At 63.2% G+C, this 11,717-nt stretch carries 11 protein-coding genes, 1 pseudogene and 1 riboswitch; of the genes and pseudogenes, 3 read left to right on the forward strand and 9 right to left on the reverse strand.

Going from position 1 to position 11,717, the window contains the following annotated elements; all coding sequences use genetic code 11:
• Window positions 1–44: 44 nt before the first annotated feature.
• Window positions 45–1,214, forward strand: coding sequence for a GGDEF domain-containing protein (locus tag NKI67_RS27065; protein WP_352647823.1), 1,170 nt, complete (start codon window positions 45–47; stop codon window positions 1,212–1,214).
• A gap of 72 nt (window positions 1,215–1,286) precedes the next feature.
• Here NKI67_RS27065 and gcvP read toward each other — a convergent pair whose 3' ends face one another.
• From gcvP to gcvT, 3 genes are read right to left on the reverse strand one after another with little or no spacing between them, the layout of a single operon-like run.
• The gene (gene gcvP, locus NKI67_RS27070) at window positions 1,287–4,097 is read right to left on the reverse strand and encodes an aminomethyl-transferring glycine dehydrogenase (RefSeq protein WP_352647825.1); all 2,811 of its coding nucleotides are present in this window, start codon (window positions 4,095–4,097) and stop codon (window positions 1,287–1,289) included.
• A 16-nt stretch (window positions 4,098–4,113) separates the two neighbouring features.
• On the reverse strand, window positions 4,114–4,482 hold the full coding sequence (gene gcvH, locus NKI67_RS27075; protein WP_352587970.1) for a glycine cleavage system protein GcvH: 369 nt from the start codon (window positions 4,480–4,482) through the stop codon (window positions 4,114–4,116).
• 5 nt (window positions 4,483–4,487) lie between these two features.
• Window positions 4,488–5,606, reverse strand: a complete 1,119-nt coding sequence (gene gcvT / locus NKI67_RS27080; protein WP_352647827.1) for a glycine cleavage system aminomethyltransferase GcvT — start codon at window positions 5,604–5,606, stop codon at window positions 4,488–4,490.
• Between the two features lie 148 nt (window positions 5,607–5,754).
• Window positions 5,755–5,841, reverse strand: a riboswitch (glycine riboswitch).
• A gap of 204 nt (window positions 5,842–6,045) precedes the next feature.
• On the opposite strand from gcvT, the gene NKI67_RS27085 reads away from it, so the two are divergent.
• Entirely contained in the window at window positions 6,046–7,044 is a 999-nt protein-coding gene (locus NKI67_RS27085; RefSeq protein ID WP_352647828.1) for a hypothetical protein, read from the forward strand.
• 12 nt (window positions 7,045–7,056) lie between these two features.
• Here the strand turns inward: NKI67_RS27085 and NKI67_RS27090 are convergent, their stop codons facing one another.
• A complete protein-coding gene (locus tag NKI67_RS27090; protein ID WP_352647830.1) occupies window positions 7,057–7,884 on the reverse strand; it encodes a transporter substrate-binding domain-containing protein in 828 nt (275 codons plus the stop codon).
• An 86-nt stretch (window positions 7,885–7,970) separates the two neighbouring features.
• Between NKI67_RS27090 and NKI67_RS27095 the strand changes: the two genes are divergently transcribed.
• Window positions 7,971–8,573 carry a DUF3011 domain-containing protein gene (locus tag NKI67_RS27095; RefSeq protein WP_352635443.1) on the forward strand — a complete coding sequence of 201 codons (603 nt, stop codon included), beginning with the start codon at window positions 7,971–7,973 and terminating at the stop codon, window positions 8,571–8,573.
• 23 nt (window positions 8,574–8,596) lie between these two features.
• Here the strand turns inward: NKI67_RS27095 and NKI67_RS27100 are convergent, their stop codons facing one another.
• The 5 genes and pseudogenes from NKI67_RS27100 to NKI67_RS27120 form a co-directional block, all read right to left on the reverse strand.
• Complete coding sequence (locus tag NKI67_RS27100; RefSeq protein WP_352647832.1) at window positions 8,597–9,406, reverse strand: molybdopterin-binding protein; 810 nt, start codon at window positions 9,404–9,406, stop codon at window positions 8,597–8,599.
• A 1-nt stretch (window position 9,407) separates the two neighbouring features.
• On the reverse strand, window positions 9,408–10,289 hold the full coding sequence (locus tag NKI67_RS27105) for a cytochrome b/b6 domain-containing protein (protein WP_352647834.1): 882 nt from the start codon (window positions 10,287–10,289) through the stop codon (window positions 9,408–9,410).
• 104 nt (window positions 10,290–10,393) lie between these two features.
• A complete protein-coding gene (locus NKI67_RS27110) occupies window positions 10,394–11,071 on the reverse strand; it encodes a DUF1345 domain-containing protein (RefSeq protein ID WP_352647836.1) in 678 nt (225 codons plus the stop codon).
• Window positions 11,072–11,076: 5 nt separating this feature from the next.
• Complete coding sequence (locus NKI67_RS27115; RefSeq protein WP_023678856.1) at window positions 11,077–11,544, reverse strand: YaiI/YqxD family protein; 468 nt, start codon at window positions 11,542–11,544, stop codon at window positions 11,077–11,079.
• A gap of 66 nt (window positions 11,545–11,610) precedes the next feature.
• Window positions 11,611–11,717, reverse strand: a pseudogene (locus tag NKI67_RS27120) (S-(hydroxymethyl)glutathione synthase); the annotation flags it as partial.

Consider the following 11,717-nt stretch of genomic DNA (forward strand, 5'->3'; position numbering starts at 1 on the left):
TGACCTAGAATGCAGTGGAACCCTCAAGAGGCTGTCGCTTAAGCATGTTGGATTACAGTTCGCTCTTGCTCGCGGCGGCGCTGTCGGGCACGTGCCTTAGCATCACCATGTTTGCGATCTGGTTCAGCGCGCCACAGGCACGCTTTGTGCTGACGGTGGCCTGCGGCATTCTCGTGCTGGTCGCACATGTCGTGTTGTTCTGGCATTACACCAGGGATCCAAGCGCCTGGCTTTGCCAGATCGTGCTTGTGCTTCTCAGCCTCGGCTTCCTGATTCTCTGCCTGTCGGCCATGCAATATCTCAGCATGCGCGACTACAGGCGGGCCATCTTGCCGACCTTGGCTGCGATGGCTGTTTGCGCGGGTGCGACGTATCTCGGGTTTGATGGTGTCGGCTTCATTGTCACCTACGCGACGGTAACGGCGCTGCTCTCGCTTATCGGGGCGATGTTCTGGATTGAGGGTGGTCACGATCGCCGGATATTGCTGGTCGTCTCGTTCCTGAGCGGCGTCTGTGCCCTGTCGTTCGGACTTTGCGGCGCGGTCCTGCTGGTCAAGGGCCAATGGGTGCTGGGTGTCGCGCCCGACAATTGGGCCGAGCGGGTGAATTCCGTCGTGGCCGTCGCCTGCATGACCGGGCTCGGCGCATTGACGCTCTCCCTGCACCATTTGCAGGCGCAAATCGAATTGAAGGCCGAGACGATGACCGATCCATTGACCGGGCTGATGAATCGGCGGGCGTTGACGGCACTCTACGGCGAGCGGGTCTTCGGCCCGTTCATGTCCGTCGCCATGTTCGACCTCGACCATTTCAAGAGGACGAACGACGTATTCGGTCACCCGGTCGGCGACCAGGTCCTGCGCCGCTTCGCCGGCGTCATCAGGAAGTACGCCAGAACCGGCGTCGACGCCTTCCGACTGGGCGGCGAGGAATTCGTGCTCGTCATGTCGCGGATGACGGAAGAGAAGGCCTATGACATTGCGAGCAAGATCAGCGTCGCCTTCGGCACGGAAGTCGTGGCCACCCAACTCGGTCCGTTGCGAAGCACAGTCAGCGGCGGCATCGGCTTTGGCGGAACAAACGGCACCGGTCTCGACGATGTGCTGGCCGAAGCCGACGCAGCACTCTATGCGGCAAAGCGCGCCGGGCGAAATCGCGTCGTCGTTCGGGACCGGGCGAGCAAGGCCGACGGGCCGGCCTTGCGTTCTGCCTGATTGAGGTTTCTATCTGCTTGTTAGACCCATGATCTTGTCCGAAAACCGGATTCCACTTTTCGGGATCATGATCTATTCCGCCGCACCCAGATATTCCGACAGCGGCGGGCAGGAGCAGACAAGGTTGCGGTCGCCGGCGACATTGTCGATGCGTGACACCGGCGGCCAGTATTTTGCCGCCGTGTCGGCATCGCCGGCGGGGTAGGCCGCCTCCAGGCGCGAATAGGGATGGGTCCACTGACCGGCCAACGCCTCGGCGGCGGTGTGCGGCGCATTGACTAGAGGATTGTCGGCCAACGGCCATTCGCCCTTCGCCACCTTGGCTGCCTCGCCGGCTATGGCGATCATTGCCTCGCAGAAGCGATCCAGCTCGCGCTTGGGCTCGGACTCGGTCGGCTCCACCATTAGTGTGCCGGCTACAGGGAACGACATGGTCGGTGCATGGAAGCCATAGTCGATCAGCCGCTTGGCGATATCGTCGACGCTGATGCCGGCGCTGTCTTTGAGCACGCGGGTGTCGATGATGCATTCATGCGCAACGCGTCCGTTGCGCCCTTTGTAAAGCAGGGGGAAATGCTCGCCGAGCCGCGTCGCCACATAGTTGGCGGAGATGATCGCCGTCTCGGTCGCCTGCTTCAGGCCGGAAGCGCCCATCATGCGGATATACATCCAGGTGATCGGCAGGATGGAGGCACTGCCGAACGGTGCCGCCGCCACGGCATGGGCCGAGCCTTCGGTGATGTGGCCGGGCAGATATGGCTTCAGGTGCGCCTTGACGCCGATCGGGCCGACACCGGGGCCGCCGCCGCCATGCGGGATGCAGAAGGTCTTGTGCAGGTTCATGTGGCAGACATCGGCGCCGATATCGCCGGGACGGGCGAGGCCGACCAGCGCGTTGAGGTTGGCGCCGTCGAAATAGACCTGGCCGCCATGGCTGTGGACCAGCGCACAGAGATCGCGCGCGCCTTCCTCGAAGACGCCATGCGTCGAAGGGTAGGTGAACATCAGCGCCGCGAGATTGTGCGCATGCTCGGCCGCCTTGGCCTGCAGGTCTTCCATGTCGATATTGCCGTCCTCGGTGCAGCGCACGACGACAACGCTCATGCCGGCCATGGCCGCGCTTGCCGGATTGGTGCCATGCGCCGAGGACGGAATCAGGCAGACGGTGCGATGGCCTTCGCCGCGTGAGCGGTGGTAGCCGCGAATGGCGAGCAGGCCGGCATATTCGCCCTGGCTGCCGGCGTTGGGCTGCAGGGTCACCGCGTCGAAGCCGGTGATCTCCGCCAGCCAGCCTTCCAGCTCGTCGATCATGGCGCGATAGCCTGTCGAATGGTCAGCCGGGGCGAAGGGATGCAGGTTGGCGACATCAGGCCAGCTCACCGGCATCATTTCGGCGGCGGCGTTGAGCTTCATGGTGCAGGAACCGAGCGGGATCATGGCGCGGTCAAGCGCCAGGTCCTTGTCGGACAGCCGGCGCAGGAAGCGCATCATGTCGGTTTCCGAGTGGTTTTCGCGGAAGACGGGCTGGGTGAGAAACTCGTTGCCGCGCGGTTTTCCTGGCATGGAACTGCTGGCGGCAACGCCGGCCTTGGCGCCGAAAAGTGCTGCGATCGCCTCCAGATCGGCTTCGGTGGAGGTCTCGTCGAAGCTGATGCCGACATGGTCGGCGTCGATGACGCGCAGCAGCCGGCTGGTCTTTTCTGCGGCGGCGGCAATCGCGCCGGCTCTGCCCTTCACTTCCACGGTCACAGTGTCGAAGCGGCTGTCGCCGAGCACCGAAACGCCCGCTGCCTTGAGGCCGGCAGCCAGGCGGTTGGCCAGCGTGTGGACGCGGCCGGCAATCGCCTGCAGCCCGGCAGGGCCATGCCAGATCGCGTAGGCCGTCGCCATATTGGCGAGCAGCGCCTGTGCGGTGCAGATGTTGGACGTCGCCTTGTCGCGGCGGATATGCTGCTCGCGTGTCTGCAAAGCGAGGCGATAACCGGGACGGCCCTTGCTATCCGTCGACTGGCCAACGAGCCGGCCGGGCATCAGCCGCGTCAGCCTGTCGGAGACGGCGCAATAGGCGGCGTGCGGCCCGCCAAAGCCCATCGGCACGCCAAAACGCTGCATCGGGCCGACGGCGATGTCGGCGCCAAGCCTGGCCGGCGCATCGGTCAGCGTCAGGCCAAGCGGGTCGGCGATGAAGACGACCAGCGCGCCGGCAGCACGGGCCCTGTCGATCGCTACCTTGTGGTCGCCGTAGACGCCGAATGTATCGGGCCAGGAGACCAGCAGGGCGGCGGTGTTGTCGTCGATCACCTCGCCGTCGACCTCGATGCCGAGCGGCTCGGCGCGGGTGCGCACGACGTCCAGCGTCTGTGGGTGCGGCGTGCCGGCCAGTGCCACCTTGGTGCGCTTGTCGCGATGATGGCGCAGCGCAATGCCGACAGCTTCGGCCACCGCCGTCGCCTCGTCGAGCAGCGAGGCCGACGCCACCGGCAGGCCGGTCAGTTCTGTCACCAGCGTCTGGAAGTTGAACAGCATTTCCAGCCGGCCCTGGCTGATCTCGGCTTGGTAAGGCGTGTAAGCCGTATACCAGGCCGGGTTCTCGAACAGGTTGCGCTGGATCACCGGCGGCACGTGGACGCCATGATACCCGGCACCGATGAAGCTCTTCAGCACCGTGTTCTTTGCCATCGTCGCCGCGAGCTCGGTCAGCGCTTCCGCTTCGCTTGCGGGGGCGGGCAGGGCCAGCGGCCGGTCGAGCCGGATCGACTTCGGCACTGCCTGACTGATCAGGGTCTCGACCGAAGGAACGCCGATCGTCGCCAGCATGGCTCTGACGTCATGGAGGCCCGGGCCGATATGGCGAGCCGAGAAGGGGTAGGGTGCTGCGGTCATCTTCCTCGTCCTGCTATCAACCAATATGGGCTTTGTAAGCGGCTTCATCGAGGAGTCCGTCGAGCTGGCTTTCATTGGCCAGCTTCATCTTCCACAACCACCCGTCGCTGGTTGCCGCCGAATTGACGAGTGAAGGATCCGATGACAGCGAGGTGTTGGCCTCGGTGATCTCGCCGTCGACGGGCGCGTAGACATCCGATGCGGCCTTGACCGATTCGACCACCACGGCGGTGTCGCCCTTGGCCAGTTTTCTGCCCAGTTCCGGCAGCTCGACGAAGACGAGATCGCCGAGCTGCTGCTGTGCGTAGTCGGTGATGCCGACCGTGGCGATGCCGCCCTCGACGCGCAGCCATTCGTGATCTTCGGTGAAATAGGTCTTTGCCATTGAAATCATCCTTTGCGGTAGCGATGGGCCGTGAAGGGCAGGGGGTGGATGTCGACCGGGATTTTCGTCCCGCGGACATCGGCGAACAGTTTTGCGCCGGATTTGGCAAGCGGCGTCTGGACGTAGCCCATGGCGACCGGATGACCGGCCGAGGGGCCGAAGCCGCCTGAGGTGACATGGCCGGCAGGGTTGCCGTCAGCATCGAAAAGGGCAGCACCGGCGCGCACCGGCTGGCGGCCTTCCGGCTTCAGGCCGACGCGTTTTTGCGCCGGACCGCGCTCCAGGATGGCGCGCAGCGCATCGGCGCCGATGAAGGCGCCAGAGGCGCGAACCTCCTTGGGGATGGCCCACATCAGCCCGGCGCTGGCCGGATCGATCTCCGGCGTGATGTCCAGCCCGTGCAGGCACAGTCCGGCTTCGAGCCGCAGGCTGTCGCGGGCGGCAAGGCCGACCCACATCACCCGCTCGTCCTCGAGCAGCCTGGCGACGAGGTTTCTTGCATCCGCTTCCGGCAGGCCGATCTCGAAGCCGTCTTCGCCGGTATAGCCGGACCGGCTCATGAACCATTTTTCGCGCGGCTCGATGCCGTGCATGAACACCAGCGAACCGGTCTCGATGCCGGCGCGGGAAAGGGCAGCCCACGCCTCGGGGCCCTGGATGGCCAGGAAGACGCGGTCGAGCGCATCCACTTTTACATCGAAATCGCCCTCTGCATCGAAATTTTTGGCCAGTGCGCGCAGATGCTTTTCGTCGGCGGCGGCGTTGCCGGCATTGGCGACCATCATGAAGCGCTCGGCGCCGAGCCTGGTGACGATCAGATCGTCCAGAATGCCGGCCGCCTCATTGAGGAAGAACGTGTATTTGGACTGGGAAACCTCAAGCGCGCCGGCATCGAACGGGCAGGCGCGGTTCAGAAGCGCTGCTGGCCCCGTACCGCTGATTTCGAACAGCTTCATGTGCGAGATGTCGAACAGGCCGGCATACTCACGGCTGTGCAGGTGCTCCTTCATCACGCCGGCCGGATAGGTCAGCGGCATCGACCAGCCGGCGAAGGCGCCAAAGCGCGCACCAGCTGCCATGTGCAGATCTTCGAGGGGAAGGTGTTTGGTGTCGTCGCCCGTCATGTCATCTCCAGAGTCGCACGCAAGCGGCCGCGAATGGCGACCAGTCCGTGCCCCTCTGTCTGAAGCCTGAGAGACTCGCGCCCCGTAACTCTGTCGGCAGCGCTTACACCTTCGGCGCGGGGGCAAGCCCCGACTTTCCAGAGTGTCTTTCCCGTCTACGGTTCTTTTGCCTGAGAGATTTCGGGCGATTTCCCCTTCGGCGGCAGCTCTCGCTGCTCTCTCCCGCAAACAGGTAGGACTCGGTCAAGAGCCCTCGACTCGTCATCCATAGCCCGTGGACGACACCTTGTCACCTGCCGGCGACATTTTTACTGCCAAGTCTTCTGCGGGCCTTCTTTACAGGCAAGCCTTCGCTAACCACGCCGCTTGCCGGTTTCTCAAGACCTTGCCGATATACCGCATAAGGGCGGGCAATTACCGGCGGCGGGCGGGGAAGAAAATGGGCGAATTGATCATGAGCGCGCCGGTGGCCGGGCTGACCTCGAAAAATCGGATCACGGCGGAAGACGTGGTCATGCTGCGCGGCGAAGTGTTCGGCGACGGCGTGGTAACGCGCGGCGAGGCCGAGGCGCTGTTTGCGCTGGATGCAACGGCGAGGGACAAATGCACGGAATGGCTCGAGTTTTTCGTCGAGGCCGTCACCGATTTCATCGTCCACCAGGAAAAGCCGGCGGGCTATGTTTCGCAGGACAATGCCGACTGGCTGATCCGGACGATTTCGCGCGACGGCATGGTCGACAGCCAGACCGAACTCGAGCTGCTGGTGCATGTGCTGGAAGTTGCCAAATCATCGCCGAGCACGCTTTCCAGCTATGCGCTGGAGCAGGTCGCTCATGCGGTTGTGGACGGCAAGGGGCCGCTGATGACCGGCGGCAGGCTTATCCCTGGGTCGATTGCCAAGGCTGAGGTCGAGCTGTTGCGCCGCATCCTTTACGCCTACGGCGGCGATGGCAACATCGCCATCAGCCGCGCCGAGGCCGAGGTGCTGTTCGAGATCAACGAGCGGACAGCGGCGGGCGACAACGATCCGTCCTGGAACGATCTATTCGTCAAGGCGATCGCCAATTTCGTCATGTGTTCGGCCGGCTACGAACCGCCGGTGCGCGACGTGGCGCTGCGCCGGGATGCTTTTTTCGAACAGGCCGATCCGGAGATCGGCGGGTTCTTCAGCCGCATGGTATCGGGCGGCCTGTCCGGCATCATGGAAGCCTATCGCTCACCGGGCGATATCGAAGCCGAATGGGAGTCCAAGAACAAGGCAGCCGAGGCACTGGCCCGCCGGGCCGAGACGGTCGATGCCGGCGAAGCGAAGTGGCTTGCTGAACACATCGGCGACCGGCCGCTGCAGGAGAACGAGCGTGCGCTGCTGACGCTGATCAAGCACGCCTCGCCGGAAATCCATCCGGCGCTGAAGCCGCTAATCGACAAGGTTGCATAACAGGTCACGACCCTATTGCTTGGCGGGCTCGGACTTAGCTGTCTGGAAGCGCGACATCCATTTGAAGCTGCCGAACCAGTAGCGGCGCACGCCGCCTATGGTGCCGTCGGCGGTGCGCGCGCCGATCCAGTTGTTGACGTATTGGATGAGGCGGACATCGTCCGGGCGCATCGCAAACGCTTCCGGCGTCCGCAACAGCGGGCCGCCCACCATCGTCAACTTCGCGTCATAGAGCCTGGCGGCCATTTGGGGCGTTGGCGATGTCGCGACCATCGCCTGTGCGTCGCCGCCGATGATCGCGGCGAAAACATCGGAGGTATTGTCGAAAGACAGGATGGTCGCCTTGGGAAAAGCTTCCTTCGCGGCGGCTTCATCGGTGGAATTGGACAGCACGGCAATCTTGTATCCCGGCGCCGCCACTGCCTTTCCCGGCCTTTTCCCAAGACTGGCGATCGTCGCAACCATACGGATATCGGCGGTACCGGTCTGGTTGGAGAACACCACCTCGCGTGCGCGTTCCGGCGTGCTGGCGTAGCCCGCCGCGATCATGTCGAAATCACCCTTGAGCAGTCTTGTCTTGAGGTCGTTCCAGGGCACCTCGACCAGCTTCAGGTCGACGCCGAGATCAGACGCCAGCGCACTGGTCAGGTCGACATCATAGCCGGCGAACTTCCCGTCGGCCTTCTTGAGGATCCATGGCGGGTTGAGCGCCACGCCGATCGTCAGTGTCTTCTGGTCGATGATGCGCTTGAGGCTGTCGTCCGCCCGGGCTGGCAGCAGCGACAAAGCCAACCAGGCAGAAAGGGCAAGTATAGTTGTGGCGATCATCTTAGCGCGCATTAATATAACCTCGCTGAGCCCGTCCGGTTGTCAGATTTACACAGAGGTGCCATTCTGTCGATAGCGGACCCTGATGGAGAGTTGCGATGTCGACACGGATGACGGTTACCGGTTCGATGATGTTCCTGGTTTGCATCCTGGGCAATCCGGCGAAGCTTTCGCTGCTGCCGGCGGCAGCGCAGGCTGCGGGGGCAAAACGCGTGGTCTGCTCCAGCGCCGATTACCGCTATTCCTATTGCGGGGTCGATACGCGCCGCGGCGTGCAGTTGACCTCCAGGCTTTCGAAGGCGCGTTGCGTATACGGTAGAAGCTGGGGCTATGACGGCGGCGGCATCTGGGTCGACAATGGTTGCTCGGCCGAATTCGCAGTCGCCGGCCCCAACCGCAATCCCTCTGCTGGCGACGTCGCCGCAGCCATTATCGTCGGCGGCGTGGTAGGCGCCATTCTCGACAACGGCAATTCGCATCGCCATCATTCCGATAATTACTATCCGAAGCCGCGCCCGCGCCGTTACGACCAATTGATCGATCCGACGCCGCAATTCGACAATCAGGGCAACCCCAACTTCGATACCCACGGCAACTACCAGGGACCGCATGGGCTGGGCAAGCTTGTCACCCCTGACGACAATCCTGACCTGAATCCGGCCCTGCGCAGCGACGGCGACGACAGCGACGACGACAGTTAGATGAAGCTTGGGTCAGGTTTCGGTCAGATGCCGCCGTACCAGTCGTAGCCATTGTCCTCCCAATAGCCGCCTCTGCCGCCGCCGAGATTGGCGAAGCCGTCGACCAGCTCGATCTTGTAGAGGTATTTCGGCATCTTGTAGCCGAGCTGGCGCTCGACGCGGACGCGCAGCGGCGCGCCGTTTTCGACCGGCAACGGTTTGCCGTTGAGGCCATAGGCAAGGATCGTCTGCGGATGACGGGCATCGACCAGGTCGATCGAGCCGTAATATTTGATGTCGCCGGCCAGGCTGCGGTCGATCGTATCGAGGCAGTGGAACATGAGGTAGCGCGCCTGCGGCTTGACCACTGCCTGGTCGAGCACCAGCGACAGCGGCGTGCCGGTCCATTTGGCAATGCAGCTCCAGCCTTCGACGCAGTCGTGGCGGGTGATCTGGGTGCGGCTCGGCATGTTCATCAGCTGCTCGCGGCTCAGCGACAGCGGTTTTTCGACGAGGCCTGAAACCTCCAGCCGCCAGTCGGCGAAATCGCTGGCGAGCAGGCCCTTGTAGAAATCGTCGTCCGGTGCGGTGACGCCGTTCGGCCGCTGCGGCTGGCGAATGTCGGCCTCGGTGAACTCCGGCGCCAGCGCGTCACGGCCGGCAAGCAGTCGCTGCGCCCGCCAGGTCAGGCCATTGGCGCTTTCGAGGAAGCTGCGCAGGCCGTCGCCGACGCCAAGCTGGCTGTCGAAGGCGTCGCAGCCCGACAGCATGATGCCGGAAAGGCCGAGGCTGGCCGAGGTCAGGAATTTTCTGCGGCTTATCTGTAGCTTGGGGCTGATCTCGAATTTCGCCATGTCAGGCACTCCTCTCTGGCGCTTTGTCGCCATGCGCCGGCGGGTCGGTTCGGTACCACCCGGTGATGATGGAGCGCAGCTCGTTGATCGGGCCGGCGGCCAGGATCATCAGGATGTGGATAATGAAGAAGGCGACGAGCAGCAGCATCACCGTGAAATGAATGGTGCGCGCCGTCTGTCGGCCGCCGAGCACGTCGTTCAGGAATGGCAGCACCGAATCCATGCTCGGCGACATGGCAAGGCCGGTGATGATCATCAGCGGCAACAGCACGAACAGCACGCCGCCATAGGCCATCTTCTGCAGCGTGTTGTAGTCGCGCGTGTGATGGAACCTGAGCTTGGCGTGCTCGACAATGTCTCGCGGCAGGCGCCTGAAATCATCGAGGCGCGGGGCAAGATCGCGGCGCAAATGGCCGTTGATCAGGCTGGCGACCAGCCAGACCAGCAGCGTGGTGGTCAGCACCCAGGCAAAGAAGAAATGAACGACGCGCGCGGTGCCGAGATCGTAATAGGAAGGGATCGTCGCCCAGGACGGGAAGGCACGGGAGGTCTCCTGGCCGGCCGGACCCGACCAGCCGAGCACGCCAGTGGTATCGAAGCGCTTGCCGAAGATTTCGGTATAGCCGCGCGGGCCAGTCGCCGTATTCTCGGCGCCAATGGCGAAGACGGTGTTGTTGTAGCCAAAACCCGACTCCTTGCCGATATAGAGCTGCGGGCGGGCGTTGAAGATCTGCAGGCCGGAAAGCAGCATGAAGAACAGCGCGATCGCCCACAGCCAATGCGTCAGCCGCGTCCAGCGCGACTGGCGATAGGTCAGCGTCGCATCCGTCGAAGCAGCGCTATCTGCCTCGGTGCTGGCTTCGCCTTTGGCAACTGATTCCATATTTTCCGTGCCTCCCTGCCAAGTGGTTCCGCATGGCCTGTCAGATCTCTTCTCCTCCCAATACGTCGCCAGCCTAAGCGATGTTTCACCCGATCACGGATTTATTACGGACTGCCGAGGCTGACGGCGAGGTTGACCGCGGCTGCCACGATGACCGTGTTGAAGAAGAACGACAAGATCGAATGCACAAGCACGACACGGCGCATTTGCGAGGTCGTGATGTTGGTGTCGGCGGTTTGCGCCGTCATGCCGATCACCGTGGCGAAATAGAGGAAATCCGAGCCTTCCGGCCGCTTGCCGCCCGGGAAGTCGAGGCCGCCGACCGGAATTTTCTTTTTTGTGTCGCCATCCATCGCATCGCCATCCAACCAGTAGATATGCGCGTAGTGAAGTGCGGCCATCGCATGGATGGTCAACCAGCCAAGCGGGATAGACAGCAGCGCCACCGTAAGCTCGACGGTGTCCGCGCTCTTCTCCCTGTTGATCAATTGAAACAACGAAATGATGGCAATAGCGACGACAATCAGCGTGACCGCGAAGATGGCCAGTACCGGCAGGTCCGTGTCGCCTGCATTCTTGCGCAGATAGCTGCCGGTAAGCCGCGGCATATGGGCGATGACAAGAACGAGATAGGCGGCAAAGAACACATTGGCGCCGATCGAATAGGCAAGCGGCGCACGCCAGACCAGCGCGGCGCCAAAGGCTGCCACGCCGATGCAAGCCGACACCGCGAACGGCGTGTGGCGTTGCATGGGCATCTTGGTCGGGGTACCAGTCGCCATGGCCTTCAGTCCGCTGACGCGGATTTCAGCGCTCGCCGTAGGATGCGGTCAAGCTCGCCGAGGAACCGCGAGCGATCCTGCGGCGCGAAGCTCGAATTGTAGCCCTTGCTTTCGCCGGTTTCGCGCAGATGCTGCTTGAGATCGCGCATTGCAATCGCCATGCCGATCGTTTCGGGCGTAAACGGGCGTCCGGTCGGGCCGAGTACGTGCGCGCCAAGCGCCACCGCGCGCGCGGCAAGCGGGATATCGGCGGTCACCACAATGTCGTTGGACCGGGCATTTTCGACGATCCAGTCGTCGGCGGCATCGGCGCCCTTGGAGACGACGACATTGCGGATCATCGGATCGCGCGACGGACGCAAGCCGCCATTGGAGACGAAGGTGACGACGATGCCGTGCCGCTCGGCGACTTTTTCGACCTCGGCCTTCACCGGGCAAGCGTCGGCATCGACGAGAATAGCAGGTGCGGGCATCGTTGTTCCAAATGTGAAAGAGCCGGGCGGCGTCGCCCGGCTCGATCGATGATAGTCGAGCGGCTACTAGGCCGGCAACGCGCCGGACCTCTTGGCCGTCCAGGTGGCGATATAGTCCATCAGTCCTGGATTGAGGCAATCATAAGGTTCGAGCCCGATCGACTTCAGCTGTG

This window comes from Mesorhizobium sp. M0408, assembly GCF_040321495.1.
In the GTDB taxonomy this organism is placed as follows: Bacteria; Pseudomonadota; Alphaproteobacteria; order Rhizobiales; family Rhizobiaceae; genus Mesorhizobium.

Bases quoted from the DNA above. Each gene is read 5' to 3' on its own strand.
- gcvH (WP_352587970.1), bottom strand. From the start codon at position 4,482: ATGGCAAAGACCTATTTCACCGAAGATCACGAATGGCTGCGCGTCGAG.
- NKI67_RS27115 (WP_023678856.1), bottom strand. From the start codon at position 11,544: ATGCCCGCACCTGCTATTCTCGTCGATGCCGACGCTTGCCCGGTGAAG.
- NKI67_RS27095 (WP_352635443.1), top strand. From the start codon at position 7,971: ATGTCGACACGGATGACGGTTACCGGTTCGATGATGTTCCTGGTTTGC.
- NKI67_RS27105 (WP_352647834.1), bottom strand. From the start codon at position 10,289: ATGGAATCAGTTGCCAAAGGCGAAGCCAGCACCGAGGCAGATAGCGCT.
- NKI67_RS27100 (WP_352647832.1), bottom strand. From the start codon at position 9,406: ATGGCGAAATTCGAGATCAGCCCCAAGCTACAGATAAGCCGCAGAAAA.
- NKI67_RS27085 (WP_352647828.1), top strand. From the start codon at position 6,046: ATGGGCGAATTGATCATGAGCGCGCCGGTGGCCGGGCTGACCTCGAAA.
- gcvT (WP_352647827.1), bottom strand. From the start codon at position 5,606: ATGACGGGCGACGACACCAAACACCTTCCCCTCGAAGATCTGCACATG.
- NKI67_RS27110 (WP_352647836.1), bottom strand. From the start codon at position 11,071: ATGGCGACTGGTACCCCGACCAAGATGCCCATGCAACGCCACACGCCG.
- NKI67_RS27065 (WP_352647823.1), top strand. From the start codon at position 45: ATGTTGGATTACAGTTCGCTCTTGCTCGCGGCGGCGCTGTCGGGCACG.
- NKI67_RS27090 (WP_352647830.1), bottom strand. From the start codon at position 7,884: ATGCGCGCTAAGATGATCGCCACAACTATACTTGCCCTTTCTGCCTGG.
- gcvP (WP_352647825.1), bottom strand. From the start codon at position 4,097: ATGACCGCAGCACCCTACCCCTTCTCGGCTCGCCATATCGGCCCGGGC.